A 15,314-nucleotide genomic window follows, 5' to 3' on the forward strand; every position below is an offset into this window, starting at 1 on the left:
GCCCGCCCGGGCCCGTACCGACGACGACGAGACGCAGATGTGGCAGCTGCTGCGGCGCGGCACGCTCACCCACATGTCGACCGACCACGCGCCCTCCACCCTGGAGCAGAAGCGGGCAGGCGACATCTGGAACGTCCACTTCGGGCTCCCCGGCCTGGACAGCACGATGTCGCTGCTGCTGGACGCGGTGGCACGCGGGCATCTGTCCTACGAGGACGTCGTCAGGGTGTACGCGGAGAGCCCGGCCCGCACCTACGGGCTGTGGCCGCGCAAGGGCCGGATCGCGCCGGGCGCGGACGCGGATCTCGTGCTGGTCGACCCCTCGGGTGAGCGCACGCTGCGCAACCAGGACGTACTGTCCAAGGCCGGCTGGACTCCCTTCGACGGGCGCCGGGTGCGCGGCCTCGCCGTGCGGACCTACCTGCGCGGGAACCTGATCGCCGAGGAGGGCAAGCCGGTGGGCGCCCGCGGCGGCCGGTTCGTGCCCGGCCGCGGTGCCACCGCCAGCTAGTGGGTGAAGCTGCGAGCGTGGGACCGGACGATCAGCCAGACTGGCGAAGGTGAATGCCGTGACTTCTGCACCGCCTGAGCAGGTAGTTCTCCTCGACGAGGACGGACGCCCGATCGGAGTGGCCGACAAGGCCACCGTCCACAGCGCCAGCACCCCGTTGCACCTCGCCTTCTCCTGCTACGGCTTCGACGCGTCGGGCCGTCTGCTCGTCACGCGCCGGGCCCGGGACAAGCGCACGTTCCCCGGCGTCCGCACCAACACCTGCTGCGGCCACCCGGCCCCGGGCGAGGCGCCCGAGGACGCCGTGCGGCGACGGCTGGCCGACGAGCTCGGGATGGGTGCCGAAGACCTCCGGCTGGTCCTGCCCGACTTCGCCTACCGGGCCTCGTCCGGCGGGGTCGAGGAGAACGAGCTGTGCCCGGTGTTCGTGTGCACGCTGGTGGGGGAGCCGCGCCCGCAGCCCGCTGAGGTGGACTCCTGGGAGTGGTGCAGCTGGGAGTCGTTCGTCTCCGACGCGCGCGCCGCCGGCTCCGACGTGTCCCCGTGGGCCCGGCTGCAGGCGCCACTGCTCGACGGGTGCCGCGACACCTGGATGCCCCAGCCGGCCTGACCCGCTCCTGTGCAAAGCTTTGGTCCCAACCGTCCCTGAGCCCGATGGTCGCCGGGGGGCAGCGATGCACGAGATCACCATCTTCAGCGGTTCCGCCCACCGGGAGCTCGCCGCGGCGATCTGCCACCACCTCGACGTGCCGCTCGCCCCGTCGCGGGTCACGCGGTTCGCCAACGACTGCCTCGAAGTACAGCTGCTCGCCAACTGCCGCGAGCGTGATGTGTTCGTCGTGCAGCCGCTCGTGCCGCCCGTTCAGGAGAACCTCGTCGAGCTCCTGCTGATGCTCGACGCCGCGCGCGGGGCGTCGGCGGCCCGGATCACCGTGGTCATGCCGCACTACGCCTACGCCCGCTCGGACAAGAAGAACGCCCCGCGGATCTCGATCGCCGGGCGGCTGGTGGCCGACCTGCTGCAGACCGCAGGCGCCGACCGGGTCCTGACGATGACGCTGCACTCGCCGCAGGTCCACGGGTTCTTCGGGGTGCCGGTCGACCACCTGCACGCCCTGCACGAGCTCGCGGGTCACTTCCGGGGCAGCGATCTGGGCAACTCCGTCGTCGTCTCCCCGGACCTGGGCAACGCGAAGGAGGCGTCGCGGTTCGCCCGGCTGCTCGGCCTGCCGGTGGCGGCCGCCGCGAAGGAACGGCTGGCCGACGACAAGGTGGTGATCAGCTCGATCATCGGCGACGTCGCAGGGAAGGACGTCGTGGTGCTCGACGACGAGATCGCCCGCGGCAGCACCATCCTGGAGCTGCTCGACCGGCTCGCCGAGCACCACGTGGCATCGGTGCGCGTGGCCTGCACCCACGGCCTGTTCACCGACGGCGCGCTGGCCCGGATCGGGGAGCGCGAGGACGTCGCGGAGATCGTCTGCACGAACACCGTGCCGGTGCCGGGGGCGGAGCGGGCCGCCAAGCTGACGGTGCTCTCGATCGCGCCCGCGCTGGCCGAGGCGGTGCGGCGGATCCACAACGGCGAGTCGGTCAGCGTGCTGTTCGAGGAGCACTACAACTAGCGCGCCGTGCTGGTCGCCGACGCGCTCGCGGCGGGGCGGAGCTGGGTGCTCGCTCACGGGCCCACGACTCCCGGCTTCCGTGGCGCGTTCTTCAGCGGCTCGGTCGCGGTCCGGCCCGCGACGGCCGAGCACCCGCCGTGGTCCGATGTGGACGTGATGGTCGTGCTGGCGGTTGAGCCGGTGCCACCGAAGCCCGGGAAGATCCGCCATCGGGGTGCCCTGCTCGACGTCACCTACCTGCCCTGGAGCCTCGTGGCCGACGTCGGCACGGTCGCCACCTCCTACCACCTCGCGCACTGCTTCGCGCGCGACCAGGTGATCCTCGATCCGACCGGGCACCTGCGGCTGCTGCACGCGACGATCGCGCCGTCCTTCGCCGATCCCGCCGCGGTGCGGCTGCGGTGCGAGAACATCATCACGACGCTCGAGTCCCGGCTCGCCGCGCTCGACCCGTCGCGAACCTGGCACGAGCAGGTGGCGGCGTGGATGTTCCCCGCCGGCCTGCCGGCGCACGTGGTGCTGGTGGCCGCGTGCCGCAACCCGACGGTCCGCCTGCGCTACCTGGCCGCGCGGGAGGTGCTGGGCGCCTGCGACCTGGACGCGCTGTACGAGAGTCTGCTGGCGGTCCTCGGCTGCGCCGCGTGCCGTCCCGAGACCGTGCGGCGCCACCTCGACCGGCTGGCCACGGTGTTCGACGAGGCCGCGGCCGTCGCCCGCACCCCGTTCTTCTTCACCGGCGACATCACCGCCGCCGCGCGGCCGATCGCCATCGACGGGAGCAGGCGCCTCGTGGACGGCGGCGACCACCGGGAGGCCGTCTTCTGGATCATCGCGACGTTCGCTCGCTGCCTGCAGATCCTCACCGCCGACGCCCCGGTGAGCGTGCGGCGCAGCGGCGCGGCCGCGTTCCGGGCGGCCGTCGAGGACCTGCTGGGCCTGCGCGGACCCGATGATCTGCGGGCCCGGGCGGACGCCGTGCTCGCTCTGCTGCCCGAACTGCGCCGGGCCGCGGCGACGATCACTGCCTCAGGGAGGGAACCGGACAGCCGACCCAGGTACTCCTCCCCGTAGACGACGTTCGCGAGGAGGACAGAGTGGGACGCGACGACGAGGGGTTCCGGTCCTTCGCCGCCGCGCGGTACGGGCCGCTCGTGCGGGCCGCCGTGCTGCTGGGCTGCAGCCGCCCCGACGCCGAGGACGCCGCGCAGGACGCGTTGAGCCGCTGCTTCGCGGCGTGGTCGCGGGTGCGTGCCGCCGACGACCCGGAGGCCTACGCCTACCGCGTGCTGGTCAACGGCGTCGCCAGGGGCAGGCGCAGGCGCTGGCGGGGCGAGGTGCCGCACGCCGAGCTTCCCGAGCCGGCCCGCCGGCCCGATCCCGAGCCCGACATCCTGCTGCGCACCGCCGTCGGCGCGGCACTGGGTCGGCTGAGCCGCGAGCACCGGCAGGTCGTGGTTCTGCGCTTCTTCGCCGATCTCGGGGAACGCCGCACCGCGGACGTCCTCGGTGTCCCGCCCGGCACCGTGAAGAGCCGTACCGCCAGGGCGATCGCGCTGCTCGCCGCCGACCCCGCCCTCGCCGACCTCCTGCCCACCGCCGAGAAGGAGCCGGGATGACCGAGGACGACATCGCCACGCTGCTCCGGCGCGCCGCGTCCGGGCTCGACGTGCAGGACGCGCCCGTGGACGAGATCGTGCAGGCCGGTCGCCGCCGGGCCCGTGCCCGGCTCGCAGCGCAGGTGACCGGCACCGTTGCCGCCGTTGCGGCGGTCGCCGTGCTCGTACCGGTCGGGTTCGGCGCGCGGCGTGCGGAACCGGCGGCCCCGCCGGCGTGTGTCGCGACCGTGGCACCCGCGGTGCTGCCCGAGTGGGCCCGCACCGGCTTCAGCGAACCCGAGCCGGCGGCGCCGTTCGTGCTCGGCGACAGCGGCCGGATCCTCGCGGTCCTGTTCGGCGCCCCGTACAGCGCCCCGCCCGCGCCCGACCGGGCCAACAAGATCCTCTGGGTGGCCCGGGACCCGGCGCCGCCAGGCCCGTTGCGGATCCTCGCCCACCGCGGCGCCGAGCCTCCGGTGGTGCGGGAGGTGCCCGGTGGGCCCGGCCCGTCCACGCTCGACCTGCCCGCGCCCGGCTGTTGGACCCTCGACCTGCAGTGGGCCGACCGCACCGACACCCTCCGGCTGGACTACAGGCCCGGCTGATGCGCGAGGATCCGGACATGCGTAGCGAAGCGCCCGACATGGGGGGCGAAGTGCCCGGCATGCGTAGCGAGGTGCCCGGCATGGGAAGTGCCTGACATGCGTAGCGAAGTGCCTGACGTGCGTAGCAACGTGATTGCCGTGGCTGTCGACTGCCTCGATGCCGAGCGGTGCGCCGAGTTCTGGTGCGCGGCACTCGGCGCCGAGGTGCGCGGCCGGTGGCGGGACGCCCACGGGGTGGAGTACGTCGAGATCGGCACGGGCGACGGGCGGCCGATCCTGGTCTTCCAGCCCGTCGCCGAGGCCAAGGCCGGGAAGAACCGGTTGCACCTCGACCTCGCCCCCGCGACCGGGTCGCAGGAGGACGAGGTCGAGCGGCTGGTGCGGCTGGGCGCCACGCGCATCGCGGACGAGGCCGAGCACCCGTGGGTGGTGCTCGCCGACCCCGAGGGCAACGAGTTCTGCGTGCTGCCCCCACGCTCCGGCTGAGCCCCGGGCTCGCGCGCACTGCGCCCCTCAGAGCCAGGGGGGCAGCGTGGGCAACCCGGAGGAAGACCGGAGGCCCGTGCCGCCGGGCCGGCCGGTGAGCCATGCGAGCAGCGCCGCTGCCTCCCCGCTGACACGCACGGGGCCGGACGCCTCGCCCACTCGCCACGCGCGGTCGCGGTCGATGGCGACCAGCTCCAGCTGTGGGGCACCGTCCCGGCTGCCGAACGCGCCCGTGACGTCGTCGAGCAGTGCCTCCACCACTTCCCCGGGCAGCTCGGCGACCCGGGCGCCGGTGTCGAGGTCGACCGCATGCAGCCAGACCTCCCGCACTCGCATCCACAGCACCTCGGCGGCCGGGATCCGGCGCCCCAGCGCGCTGCGGACCTCGGCCTGCCAGGCCTCGTCCGGGAGCCCGGCGATCGCCGCGTCCAGCTGCGTGGCGGTGCGGGCGACGTCCGCGCGCAGCTCGGCGTCCGGTGCCCCGGCACCCGTCTCGATCTCCGCCGCGCGCTGGGCGCGGTCGGCGTACATCGGGGTCTCGACGCCGGTGGCGGCCCAGGCCAGCAGCCGGCGCAGGGCGTCGGCGTTGCGGGCGACGTGCGCCGTGACGTGCGCCCGGCTCCAGCCCGGCAGGCCCGACGGAGCGCGGAACCCGCCGTCCGGTACCCGTTCCAGCGCCGTCGCGAAGAACGCCGTGCCCGTGCCCAGCCAGCGACCGGTGGTCCGCACGTCGTGCCGGATCGGTCGGTTGAGGGTGCTCACGCCGTCGCGCCCTCGATGCGGCAGGTGTTGCGGCACTCGCCGACCCCCTCGACCCGGGTGACGACCTCGGAGCCTGCCCCGAGGTAGCGCGGTGGCTTGCGGGCGTGGCCGACGCCACCGGGGGTGCCGGTGGCGATCAGATCACCGGGTGCCAGCGTGATGATCGACGACACGTAGGCGACCAGCGCGGCGGCGTCGAACACGAGGTCACCGGTGTCGGCCTTCTGCACCAGCTCGCCGTCGACGGTGCAGCTGAGCTCGCCGGGCGCCGAGCCGTCCTCGGTGGTGACCAGCCACGGCCCGACCGGCGTGCTCGCCTCGAAGGTCTTGCCCTGCAGCCATTGCAGCGTGCGGTACTGGAAGTCCCGTGCGGTGATGTCGTTGACCACGGTGTACCCGGCGACGGCCGCCGCGGCCTGCTCCCGGGTGGCGTGGCGCACCTCGGCCCCGACCACGACCCCGAGCTCGGCCTCCCAGTCGACCTGCTCCGACCCGGCCGGCAGCGTGATCGGGTCGTACGCGCCGATCAGCGACCGCGCGTACTTGGCGAACAGGGTGGGGACGTCGGGGAGCTCGCGGCCCATCTCCAGGATGTGCGCGCGGTAGTTCAGCCCGACGCACACGATCTTCTCGGGGAACGGCACGACGGGCGCGTAGTCCAGCGTGGCCAGGTCGTGGCGGGCGCCGTCGGCAGCGGCCGCCTCGGCGCGCCAGTCCGGCCGGCGCAGGAGAGCGCCCAGGTCCGGATGGCCGAGGTCGACCGCGTCCTCGTCCTCGACGCGGACGGCGCGGGTGCCCTCGGGGGTGCGGATGGTGGCGAGTCTCATGCGTGCTCCTGCTCGTCTGCCTGCGTGTTGTCGACGGCGGTGCGGGCGAGGCCGAGCGCCTCGAAGACCGGGTCGTCGCCGAACCGGAACGCGTCGAGGCCCTCGTCGGTCGTGATCGTCACCGGGGCCCAGGACGGCACCGCGAACAGGTCGCCCGTCGCGACCTCGTACCGCTGCGTGCCGACCGTCACCACTCCGGAGCCGGAGAACACCTGCCACACCGCCGAACCGGCCACGCGCCTGGTGGCCGACCGGGCACCCGCAGCGAGCCGGTGCATCTCGCAGCGGATCGTCGAGAGGGCGTCGCCGCCGGTGGCGGGGTTGCTGAACCGGACGGCGGCGTGCCCGGGGGAGACCACACCGGGGTGCCCCTCCCGCTCCAGCTCGAGCTGGGCCGCGAGCGCGGCGTCGGTGTGCTCCCAGCGGTAGGCCATGAGCGGTGACGCCGGCGCGGGCGGCGCCCCGATCGGCCGCAGCCCGGGATGACCCCACAGCCGTTCGTTGCGCGACGCCGCAGGTGTGGCGCGGGTGCCGAGCTCGTCCGGGCCGAACTCGAAGAACCCGGCGTCGAGCTGGCGGACCAGCGGGATGTCCAGGCCGTCGACCCAGGCCATCGGGTGGTCGGTGGTGTTGTGGTGTTCGTGGAAGTGCATGCCCGGCGTGAGCAGCAGGTCGCCGCGGCGCATCGCGACCGGGTCACCCGCCACGTTCGTCCACACGCCCTCACCCTCGACGACGAAGCGGAACGCCGTCTGCGCGTGCCGGTGCGCGGGTGCCTCCTCGCGCGGGCCGAGGTACTGGATCGCCGCCCAGAGCGTGGGCGTGGCGTACGCGGTGCCCGGGAGCCCGGGGTTGGCCAGCGCGATCGCCCGCCGCTCGCCACCGCGCCCCACCGGGACCAGCTCGCCGCTGCGGGCGGCCAGCGGGTAGAGGGTGGACCAGCGCCAGAGCATCGGGACGGCGGCGGGTTGCGGGGTCTCCGGCATGAGCCCGGCCCGCTGGGTCCACAGCGGCGCCATGTCGGCCGCGGCGAAGTCGGCGTAGAGCTGCTCGAGCGCCGCCGCCTCCTCGACGGTGGGTTCGGCGACGGCGTGCGCGTCGGTGCTCGTCATCGAGGTGCTCCTTCCGGATCATGGTGTCTCTCCCGACGCTAGGAACCGCCGCGGGCCTCGTCCCGTCCTGCGCTCGAGATTCGGTCCTGCAGAATCTCGGGGATGCCGCCCGGCCCGAGCTCCGCCGACCGGGTGCTGGAGCTGCTCGCGCTCCTGCACGCTCGCGGCCGGCTCCGGGTGCGCGACGCGGCACTCGCGCTCGACGTCGCCCCGTCCACCGCGCACCGGCTGCTCACCACGCTGGTGCGGCACGGCTTCGCCCGCCGGGACGTGCGGCACGAGTACTTCCCCGGCGCGCCGGCCACCCCGGCAGGCGGCGAACCGGCGGACGTGGCGGTCGTCGCGCGCCCGCACCTGGAGGCGCTCGCCGCCGAGGTCGGCGAGACCGTGCACCTGATGGTGCTGGAAGGGGCGAGCGCGCGGTTCGTCGCGGTGGTGGAGGGCGGCCCTGCCCGGCGCGTCGCCCCGCGGGTCGGGCTCCTGATGCCCGCCCATCTGACGTCCGGCGGGAAGGCGCTGCTCGCCGAGCTCACCGCCGAGGAGCTTCGGGAGCTGTATCCGCGCGGTCTGCCGCTCACGCCGGACGCGGCCGGTCCGGCAGCGGGCGTGCTGCGCCGCGAGCTCGCCGCCATCCGCAGGCGGGGCTACGCCCGCAACGTCGAGGAGACCGAGCGCGGGGTCAGCGCGGTGGGCGCCTGCGTGCGCGAGGGGCGCCATCGTGCTGTCGCCGCGATCGTGATCGCCGCACCCAGCTCACGGGCACGGGGCCGTTCCCTCGACCGGCTCAGCGGACCCCTCCTGGTCACAGCGGCGGCCGTCACCGCGCAGCTCGCGACCCGTGGGCGCCGTCATGCCGCCGGATCCGGGACGAAGGGGTTCCGCAGCACGGAATAGGACGATCTCTCCTTCCTTTCCGAGGAACCAGCTCGTAGCGTTTTGCTCACGTTCGGCGGGTTGCCGACGTCGCTGACCCGCGTGCGGGAGGGGGAGCAGATGGACCACCACCGGACCGGCCGATGAGCACCCGGCTCGAACCGACGGTGCCGCCGGCACTGCGTGAGGCGCTGGACCGGGACGACGACGTGGGCTTCACGGTGGAGCTGCTGACCGTCACCGAGGAGGCGTTCCCCCACCAGGCGCTGCTGAGCGTCGGCGAGATCGTCGTGCTGGACGACGAGCACGTCCGCCTGGCCACGTGGCCGGCGAGCACCACCACCCGCAACATGGCGAGGACCGGACGGTGCGCACTCACCGCCGTGGTCGACGGCGTGGCCTACACGGTGCTGCTCGCCCTCGTGCCGCACGGCGAGCTCACGTCCTCGACGTCGCCGCTGACCGTGGTCGACGGGCGCGTCGTGGAGTCCCGGGCCGACACCGCGCCGTACGCGGTGCTCGAGTCCGGCATCCGTTTCCGCCTCACCGACCCGGACGCCGTCCTGGACCGCTGGGCCACCACGCGGCGCCTCCTGCGCGAGCTCGGCCCGTCCGCCTGGTCCACCCGAACGACAGGAACCCGATCCCCGTCATGACCCCCACGCACCGCGGTCGCCCCGAGATCGTCATCGTCGGCGCCGGAGTAGCCGGCCTCGTCCTGGCTCTGGAGCTGCACGACGCCGGCATCCCGTGCCGCGTCTACGAGGCGGTGCCCGAGATCCGGGCGCTCGGGGTGGGGATCAACGTCCTCCCGCACGCCGCGGCCGTCCTCGGGCAGCTCGGGCTCGAGGCCGACCTCACGGCGTCCGCCGTGCTGACGCAGGAGTCGGTGTTCTTCACCCGGTTCGGCCAGCTCGCCCACCGCGAGCCCGCCGGCCGCCTCGCCGGCTACCCCGACCCGCAGTACTCGATCCACCGGGGCGACCTGCAGGCCGTGCTCCTGTCGGCCGTGCGCGACCGGCTCGGCGCCGACGCCGTCGTCACGGGCCACACCTGCACCGGGGTCCGGGACGCCGACGGCGTCGCCGTAGCCGAGTTCCGGACCGCGGACGGTGCCGTCGTCCGCGTCCGGGGCGACGCGGTGATCGCCTGCGACGGGGTCAACTCGGCGATCCGCAAGCAGCTGCACCCCGAGGAGGGCCCGCCGCGCTACTCGGGGGTGACCATGTGGCGTGGGGTCGCCGTGTGGGAGCCGTTCCTGTCCGGCGGAAGCATGGTGCGCATCGGCTGGCTCGACCGGGGCAAGCTCGTGGTCTACCCGATCCGGGACGACGTCGACGGTCACGGGCGGCAGCTGGTCAACTGGGTGGCCGAGCGCCAGACCCCGCAGCGCAGCGAGCGCGACTGGATCCGCCGGGGCGAGCTCGCGGACTTCGCCGACGCGTACTCCGACTGGCACTTCGACTGGCTGGACGTACCCGCGCTGCTGGAGGCGTCCGAGAGCGTCCTGGAGTACCCGATGGTCGACCAGGAGCCGCTGTCCTGGTGGACGGCCGGGCGCGTCACCCTGCTCGGCGACGCGGCACACCCCATGGTGCCGCGCGGTTCGAACGGTGCGGGGCAGGCCGTGCTCGACGCGAGGGCGCTGCGGCGGGTCCTCGTCGCGGAGCCGGACGTGCCCACCGCGTTGCAGGCCTACGAGAGCGAGCGCAGGCCGGCCACGGCGCTGGTGGTGCGCACCAACCGCACCAACCCGCCGGACGCGATCCTCCGCGAGGTGAGCAGGCGCAGCGGTGACCGGCCCTTCGCGCGCATCGAGGACGTGATCAGCACCGAGGAGCTCGCCGCCATCTCCGACGGCTACAAGAACGTGGCGGGCTACGCCCTGCCCAGCTCCTGAGGCGCCGTCGTACGAGCGCCGACCGCCTGCTGACACTCGACGGGACCGATCTCGGCCGGCCCGTTGACCCGGCTGTATTCAGCACTGTATTCAAGAAGGGACCCGCGTAGCCGCCGAGGAACGAGGCACCGATGCCGATCATCACGAGCCCCACGGCGAGCCTCGCGGAGCGCGCGGTCCTCGCGATCCGCGAGCTGATCCACGACGGCCGGCTGCTGCCCGGTCAGCCCATCCGCCAGGTGGCGCTCGCGGAGCAGCTCGGCATGAGCCGCGTGCCGCTGCGGGAGGCGCTGAAGAACCTGCAGGCCGACGGCCTGGTGACGTCGTCGTCGACGGGCGGCTTCGAGGTCACCCGCCTGTCGGCCGACGAGCTGGCGCAGTTCTACCTCATGCGCAGGCTGCTGGAGTCCGAGCTCCTACGCCGCGTCGGCGCGGTGACCGACGCCGAACTGGCGCACCTCGCCGACCTGAACGCGCGGATGGCGGAGCTGGTCGACGAGCCCTCGCCGGAGCTGCGCCCGCTCAACCGCGAGTTCCACTTCCGGATCTTCGGGCTCGCCGGCGGGCTGGGGCACGTGGTCGCCGAGGTGTCCCGGCTGTGGGACCGCACAATCCCGTACCGCACGGTCTACAGCTCCGAACGCGCGGCGCGGGTCCGCATCGTCGAGGAGCACGACGCGCTCATCGGTGCGCTGCGCGACCGCGACGCCGAGCGGCTGGTCGAGGTGATGGACATCCACCGCACCGCCAGCGAGCGCGAGGTGATCCAGGTGCTCACCCGGCCGGGTCTCCCGCTCGGCTGACGACATCCACGTCATCACCCCGCTCTCGACGAGGAGGGACGCACGATGACTTCCGGGACCCCTGCCGGGGACCTGCCCACTGCACTGACCGGGCGTCCGGGCCGCCGATCCCGGCGCCCGGGCTACATCGTCTTCGTCGTCGCCGTCAGCTTCCTGGCCTGGGCGCTGGTCTCGATGGACCAGACCATGCTCGGCGTCGCGGTGCCGTCGCTGTCCGACGCGCTCGGGGTCTCCCTGTCCACGATGGAGTACCTGGTCGGGATCTTCGCGTTCGTGACGTTCGCGGCCCCGGTGCTCGCCGGCCGGTTCATCGACCGGCTGGGCCGGCGCTGGAGCTTCCAGGTGTCGCTGCTGGGTACCGGCATCTTCGGCGGCCTGACCGCCGCGGTCGGCGGGGCCTGGCAGTTCGTCGTGGTCCGGTTGGTCGCGGCGACGTCGTACGGCCTCACGGAGCCGGTGGTCAACACGATGGTCGCCGAGGAGGCACCGGCCCATCGCCGCGGTCTGATCATGGGGTTCGTGCAGGCCGGCTACCCGCTCGGCGCCGCGATCGCCGGCACGCTCGCCGCGGTGCTCCTGCCGACGTCGGGCTGGCGGCCGCTGTTCCTCATCGCCTTCGCGCCGGTGATCGTCGTGCTGATCTCGGCCCGGTTCCTGCGGGAGTCCCGCAGCTTCACGGCGGTGCGGGCCGAGACCGAGCGGCGCCATCTCGAGTACCGCCCGGGGTGGCGCAGCCTGTTCACCCCGCAGCTGCGCAGGCAGACCATCGTCACCAGCCTGTTCGGGTTCTGCATCAACGGCGGCATCGGCCTGATCATCGGCGTGGTCACCACCTACCTGGTGCACGTCGACGGGATCTCCATCGGGGACGCCGCGTTCCTGTTCGGGCTGAGCAACTGGGTCGCGCTGGCCAGCCAGGTGTTCGTCGGGTTCCTCGCCGACCACCTGCCGGCCAAGTGGCTCATGACGGGCTACTCGGTGCTCGCGGCAGCCGCACTGGCCCTGCTCGTCGTGCCGCACCTGACCTACTCGCTGGCGCTGGTCAGCCTCGTCGCGTTCGGGTTCTTCGGCAACGGCACCTTCGGCTGCTACACCCGCTACACCGCCGAGTCCTTCCCCGCCGAGTTGCGGGGCACCGGCACCTCGTTCTCGCTCGGCTTCTCGTTCCTCACCCTGTCGTTCATGCCGATCATCGGCGGCGCGCTGATCGAGTCGAGCGTGCCCGCCGTGATCCCGGCGATCTCCGCGGTCCTGGTGCTGTCCGGCGCCGTCGTCATGGCCTGCGGGCGCAACCTGCCGCCCGGCCGTGAGCTCGACCAGCTCACGCCGTCGCGGCTGCTGGCCCCCGAATGATCAGTACCGAGTGATCGGTACCGAACGAGAGGAGGGGTGTCGCGTGGCGGACCTCGAGTACACCGTGGCCGACGGCATCGGCACGATCCTGCTGAACCGGCCCCACCGCAAGAACGCCTTCACCCTGGACATGATCGACGTCTGGGCGCAGGCGCTGCGCGACGCACGCACCGACCCGGACGTGCGGGTCGTGGTGCTGACCGGCGCGGGTGACGCGTTCTGCTCCGGCGTGGACCTCGACCGCCGCGACGCCGCCGGGCCGCCGACGCCGCTGCAGCGCAAGGAGCACCTCACCGAGCGGATCCACCGGATCGCCTATGCCATGGAGGACCTGGACAAGCCGGTGATCGCCGGGATCAACGGCGTGGCCGTCGGCGCGGGCATGGACATGGCCCTCATGTGCGACATGCGGATCATGGCCCGCTCGGCCCGGTTGTCGGAGGGCTACGTCCGGGTGGGGCTCGTCCCGGGTGACGGCGGCTGCTACTACCTGCCGCGACTGGTCGGCACGGCGAAGGCCCTGGAGCTGCTGCTCACCGGCGACTTCATCGACGCCGAGGAGGCCGGCCGGCTGGGGATCGCCAACCACGTCGTCGACGACGCGGACTTCGTCGGCGCCGTCACGACGCTGGCCCGCAAGATCGCCGACGGCCCGCCGGTGGCGATCCGCACGATCAAGCGTGCGGTCTACCAGTCGGCTCGCAGCGACCTGCGCACCGCTCTCGACCTCATCTCCTCGCACATGGCGGTGGTCACCTCCACCGACGACTCGGCCGAGGCACTGGCTGCCTTCCGCGAGAAGCGCCCCGGCCGGTTCGTCGGGCACTGACCAACAGCGGGCCCTGCGAGGGCCCGGACAGGAGGTACGCATGACGTTCGCGGGATTCGACCTGCCCGATGACCTGCGGTTGCTCCGGGACACGGTCGCGGAGTTCGTGCGGGAGGAGATCGTGCCCGTCGAGGCGGGACTGCCCGGCGACGCCCGCGGCCTGCCGGTCGGCGAGCTCAGGGCGCTGCAGAAGAAGGCACGCGATGCCGGGTTCTGGTGCCTGGAGGCGCCGGAGGAGTACGGCGGCGGTGGTCTCGGGGTGTTCGAGGGAGTGGTGCTGGCCGAGCAGATGGCCAAGCACCGCTACAGCTTCCCGCGGCCGGGAGCGGGCGTCTTCGGCTCCGAGCCGCCCGTCGTGCTCTACAAGGGCAGCCCGCGCCAGATCGAGGAGTACGTGCGCCCGACGATCGAGAACGCCTGGACGGCGTTCAGTGCGATCAGCGAGCCAACCGGCGGCTCCGACCCGGCCAGGGCGATCCGCAGCACCGCCACCCGCGACGGCGACGGCTACCGGATCAACGGGCACAAGATGTGGACCAGCGGCGCGGACACCGCGCGGTACGGCATCGTCTACGCCCGCACCGACCGCGCCGCGGGACGGAGCGGGATCAGCGCGTTCATCGTCGACTCCGGCACACCCGGCATGACGATCACCCCGGTGCCGGTGCTGCGCGACCACTGGACCACCGAGGTCGTGTTCACCGACGTCGTGGTGCCTGCCGGGAACCTGGTCGGCGAGGAAGGCCAGGGCTTCGGGCTGGCGCAGGAGTGGCTGGTCCGGGGCCGGCTGCGCTACGCAGCGCAGGCCGTCGGCGTCGCCGAGGAGGCGGTGCGCATCGCGCTCGACTGGGCGAAGACCCGGGAGACGTTCGGTGCGCTGCTCGCCACCCGGCAGGCCGTCCAGTTCCCGCTGGCCGACGCGCGGATGCAGATCGCCGCGGCGCGGCACCTGACGTGGGAGGCCGCCTGGGAGGCCGACCAGGGCAAGGACGCGCGCACCAAGGCGTCGATCGCGAAGGTCTACGCGACGGAGGCCGGCTACGCCGTGGTCGACGCGATGATGCAGATCCTCGGGGGCATGGGGATGACCAGGGAGATGCCGCTCGAGCACTGGTTCCGCGGGCTGCGGGTGGCCCGGGTGGTGGAGGGCCCGAGCGAGATCCACCGCTTCCTGGTGGCCCGGGACATGCTGGGCGGCGCGGCGCTCGGGCGGGCGTCGTGACGACGAGGGCGGGCGGCCCGGCGGGACCGACGAGCCCGGTCGCCCGAGGCCCGCTCGACATCGAGCGGCTGCTGCGTCCGGCATCCGTCGCGATCATCGGTGCATCGGCCGACGAGGCGGTCATCAGCGGCATCCCGCAGCGTGTGCTCGCCCAGCACGGCTACTTCGGCGCGGTCTATCCGGTGAACCCGCGCTACACCGAGATCGACGGGGTGACGTGCTACCCGGACATCACGACCGTGCCCGGCCCGGTGGACGTCGTGCTCGTCGTGGTGAACGCGAGCCGGGTGGTGGACGTGCTGGAGGCCTGCGGCCAGTCCGGGGTGCGGTTCGCCGTGGTCATCAGCTCGGGGTTCGCCGAGCAGTCCGACGGCGCCGAGCGGCAGCGGGAGCTCGCCGAGGTCTGCGCGCGCCATCCCGGGATGCGGGTGCTCGGACCCAACGCCGAGGGCCTGATCAACGTCGTCGACGACGTGCCGCTCGGGTTCAGCCCCACCACCGACTACCGGCGCGGGCTGGTCCGGCTGCACCGCGGCGACGTCGCGGTGGTGTCGCAGAGCGGCGGGCTGGGGTTCGCGCTGTTCAACGACGGGCTCAGCCGCGGGCTCGGGTTCAGCCACGTGATCAGCACGGGCAACGAGATCGACGTGGACCTGACGGACCTCGCCGAGGCACTGCTCGCCGACCCGGCGACCCGGGTGCTGCTGTTGTTCGTGGAGGGGGTGGCCGACCCGGCGCGGCTCGGGGCGCTGGGCGCGCGGGCCGGGGCGGCGGGGAAGACGGTGGTGGTCGCGAAGGTCGGGAACCTGTT

General features: G+C 73.4%; 18 protein-coding genes. 15 read left to right on the forward strand and 3 right to left on the reverse strand.

The features are described 5' to 3' along the window. The 7 genes from HF577_RS31730 to HF577_RS31760 form a co-directional block, all read left to right on the forward strand. Window positions 1-511, forward strand: a 511-nt coding sequence (locus HF577_RS31730) for an amidohydrolase family protein (RefSeq protein ID WP_169399680.1), incomplete at its 5' end; no start/stop codon positions are given. Between the two features lie 58 nt (window positions 512-569). Next, window positions 570-1,121 (forward strand): isopentenyl-diphosphate Delta-isomerase, encoded by a 552-nt coding sequence (idi, locus tag HF577_RS31735; RefSeq protein WP_312859510.1) that lies wholly within the window; start codon window positions 570-572, stop codon window positions 1,119-1,121. Window positions 1,122-1,185: 64 nt separating this feature from the next. Beyond that, on the forward strand, window positions 1,186-2,136 hold the full coding sequence (locus tag HF577_RS31740; protein WP_169399682.1) for a ribose-phosphate diphosphokinase: 951 nt from the start codon (window positions 1,186-1,188) through the stop codon (window positions 2,134-2,136). Window positions 2,137-2,142: 6 nt separating this feature from the next. Continuing rightward, entirely contained in the window at window positions 2,143-3,207 is a 1,065-nt protein-coding gene (locus HF577_RS31745) for a hypothetical protein (RefSeq protein ID WP_169399683.1), read from the forward strand. A gap of 23 nt (window positions 3,208-3,230) precedes the next feature. Continuing rightward, the gene (locus tag HF577_RS31750; protein ID WP_169399684.1) at window positions 3,231-3,752 is read left to right on the forward strand and encodes a SigE family RNA polymerase sigma factor; all 522 of its coding nucleotides are present in this window, start codon (window positions 3,231-3,233) and stop codon (window positions 3,750-3,752) included. Continuing rightward, window positions 3,749-4,336: a hypothetical protein gene (locus tag HF577_RS37710; protein WP_211175146.1), complete on the forward strand. Its 588-nt coding sequence runs from the start codon at window positions 3,749-3,751 to the stop codon at window positions 4,334-4,336. The genes HF577_RS31750 and HF577_RS37710 overlap by 4 nt, the downstream gene beginning before the upstream one ends. Before the next feature lie 96 nt (window positions 4,337-4,432). After that, window positions 4,433-4,822 carry a VOC family protein gene (locus HF577_RS31760; protein ID WP_211175147.1) on the forward strand — a complete coding sequence of 130 codons (390 nt, stop codon included), beginning with the start codon at window positions 4,433-4,435 and terminating at the stop codon, window positions 4,820-4,822. A gap of 27 nt (window positions 4,823-4,849) precedes the next feature. Here the strand turns inward: HF577_RS31760 and HF577_RS31765 are convergent, their stop codons facing one another. The 3 genes from HF577_RS31765 to HF577_RS31775 are packed head-to-tail and all read right to left on the reverse strand — an operon-like array spanning window position 4,850 to window position 7,523. Beyond that, complete coding sequence (locus HF577_RS31765) at window positions 4,850-5,584, reverse strand: maleylpyruvate isomerase family mycothiol-dependent enzyme (protein WP_211175148.1); 735 nt, start codon at window positions 5,582-5,584, stop codon at window positions 4,850-4,852. Continuing rightward, entirely contained in the window at window positions 5,581-6,411 is an 831-nt protein-coding gene (locus tag HF577_RS31770; RefSeq protein WP_169399686.1) for a fumarylacetoacetate hydrolase family protein, read from the reverse strand. The genes HF577_RS31765 and HF577_RS31770 overlap by 4 nt, the downstream gene beginning before the upstream one ends. Further along, entirely contained in the window at window positions 6,408-7,523 is a 1,116-nt protein-coding gene (locus tag HF577_RS31775) for a cupin domain-containing protein (protein WP_169399687.1), read from the reverse strand. Before HF577_RS31775 ends, HF577_RS31770 begins: the two co-directional genes overlap by 4 nt. 102 nt (window positions 7,524-7,625) lie before the next feature. Here HF577_RS31775 and HF577_RS31780 point away from each other — a divergent pair, with 102 nt between their 5' ends. The 8 genes from HF577_RS31780 to HF577_RS31815 form a co-directional block, all read left to right on the forward strand. After that, window positions 7,626-8,417, forward strand: a complete 792-nt coding sequence (locus tag HF577_RS31780) for an IclR family transcriptional regulator (protein WP_169399688.1) — start codon at window positions 7,626-7,628, stop codon at window positions 8,415-8,417. Window positions 8,418-8,539: 122 nt separating this feature from the next. Next, window positions 8,540-9,052, forward strand: a complete 513-nt coding sequence (locus tag HF577_RS31785) for a pyridoxamine 5'-phosphate oxidase family protein (protein ID WP_169399689.1) — start codon at window positions 8,540-8,542, stop codon at window positions 9,050-9,052. Further along, a complete protein-coding gene (locus tag HF577_RS31790) occupies window positions 9,049-10,296 on the forward strand; it encodes a flavin-dependent oxidoreductase (protein ID WP_169399690.1) in 1,248 nt (415 codons plus the stop codon). Before HF577_RS31785 ends, HF577_RS31790 begins: the two co-directional genes overlap by 4 nt. Window positions 10,297-10,427: 131 nt before the next feature. Then, complete coding sequence (locus tag HF577_RS31795; protein ID WP_169399691.1) at window positions 10,428-11,099, forward strand: GntR family transcriptional regulator; 672 nt, start codon at window positions 10,428-10,430, stop codon at window positions 11,097-11,099. A gap of 45 nt (window positions 11,100-11,144) precedes the next feature. Beyond that, the gene (locus HF577_RS31800) at window positions 11,145-12,452 is read left to right on the forward strand and encodes an MFS transporter (protein WP_169399692.1); all 1,308 of its coding nucleotides are present in this window, start codon (window positions 11,145-11,147) and stop codon (window positions 12,450-12,452) included. 43 nt (window positions 12,453-12,495) lie between these two features. Then, the gene (locus tag HF577_RS31805) at window positions 12,496-13,281 is read left to right on the forward strand and encodes an enoyl-CoA hydratase/isomerase family protein (RefSeq protein WP_169399693.1); all 786 of its coding nucleotides are present in this window, start codon (window positions 12,496-12,498) and stop codon (window positions 13,279-13,281) included. A gap of 40 nt (window positions 13,282-13,321) precedes the next feature. Next, a complete protein-coding gene (locus tag HF577_RS31810; RefSeq protein ID WP_169399694.1) occupies window positions 13,322-14,503 on the forward strand; it encodes an acyl-CoA dehydrogenase family protein in 1,182 nt (393 codons plus the stop codon). Then, window positions 14,500-15,314: CoA-binding protein (locus HF577_RS31815; RefSeq protein ID WP_211175149.1), on the forward strand; the 815-nt coding region annotated here is incomplete at its 3' end. The genes HF577_RS31810 and HF577_RS31815, both read left to right, overlap by 4 nt.

It is taken from the genome of Pseudonocardia xinjiangensis, assembly GCF_012911925.1.
GTDB lineage: Bacteria > Actinomycetota > Actinomycetes > Mycobacteriales > Pseudonocardiaceae > Pseudonocardia > Pseudonocardia xinjiangensis.

What these genes read in the sequence shown, in the direction of transcription:
- HF577_RS31740 (WP_169399682.1), top strand. Translation starts at nt 1,186, where the DNA reads ATGCACGAGATCACCATCTTCAGCGGTTCCGCCCACCGGGAGCTCGCC.
- HF577_RS37710 (WP_211175146.1), top strand. Translation starts at nt 3,749, where the DNA reads ATGACCGAGGACGACATCGCCACGCTGCTCCGGCGCGCCGCGTCCGGG.
- HF577_RS31760 (WP_211175147.1), top strand. Translation starts at nt 4,433, where the DNA reads ATGCGTAGCGAAGTGCCTGACGTGCGTAGCAACGTGATTGCCGTGGCT.
- HF577_RS31770 (WP_169399686.1), bottom strand. Translation starts at nt 6,411, where the DNA reads ATGAGACTCGCCACCATCCGCACCCCCGAGGGCACCCGCGCCGTCCGC.
- HF577_RS31775 (WP_169399687.1), bottom strand. Translation starts at nt 7,523, where the DNA reads ATGACGAGCACCGACGCGCACGCCGTCGCCGAACCCACCGTCGAGGAG.
- HF577_RS31780 (WP_169399688.1), top strand. Translation starts at nt 7,626, where the DNA reads ATGCCGCCCGGCCCGAGCTCCGCCGACCGGGTGCTGGAGCTGCTCGCG.
- HF577_RS31785 (WP_169399689.1), top strand. Translation starts at nt 8,540, where the DNA reads ATGAGCACCCGGCTCGAACCGACGGTGCCGCCGGCACTGCGTGAGGCG.
- HF577_RS31790 (WP_169399690.1), top strand. Translation starts at nt 9,049, where the DNA reads ATGACCCCCACGCACCGCGGTCGCCCCGAGATCGTCATCGTCGGCGCC.
- HF577_RS31795 (WP_169399691.1), top strand. Translation starts at nt 10,428, where the DNA reads ATGCCGATCATCACGAGCCCCACGGCGAGCCTCGCGGAGCGCGCGGTC.
- HF577_RS31800 (WP_169399692.1), top strand. Translation starts at nt 11,145, where the DNA reads ATGACTTCCGGGACCCCTGCCGGGGACCTGCCCACTGCACTGACCGGG.
- HF577_RS31810 (WP_169399694.1), top strand. Translation starts at nt 13,322, where the DNA reads ATGACGTTCGCGGGATTCGACCTGCCCGATGACCTGCGGTTGCTCCGG.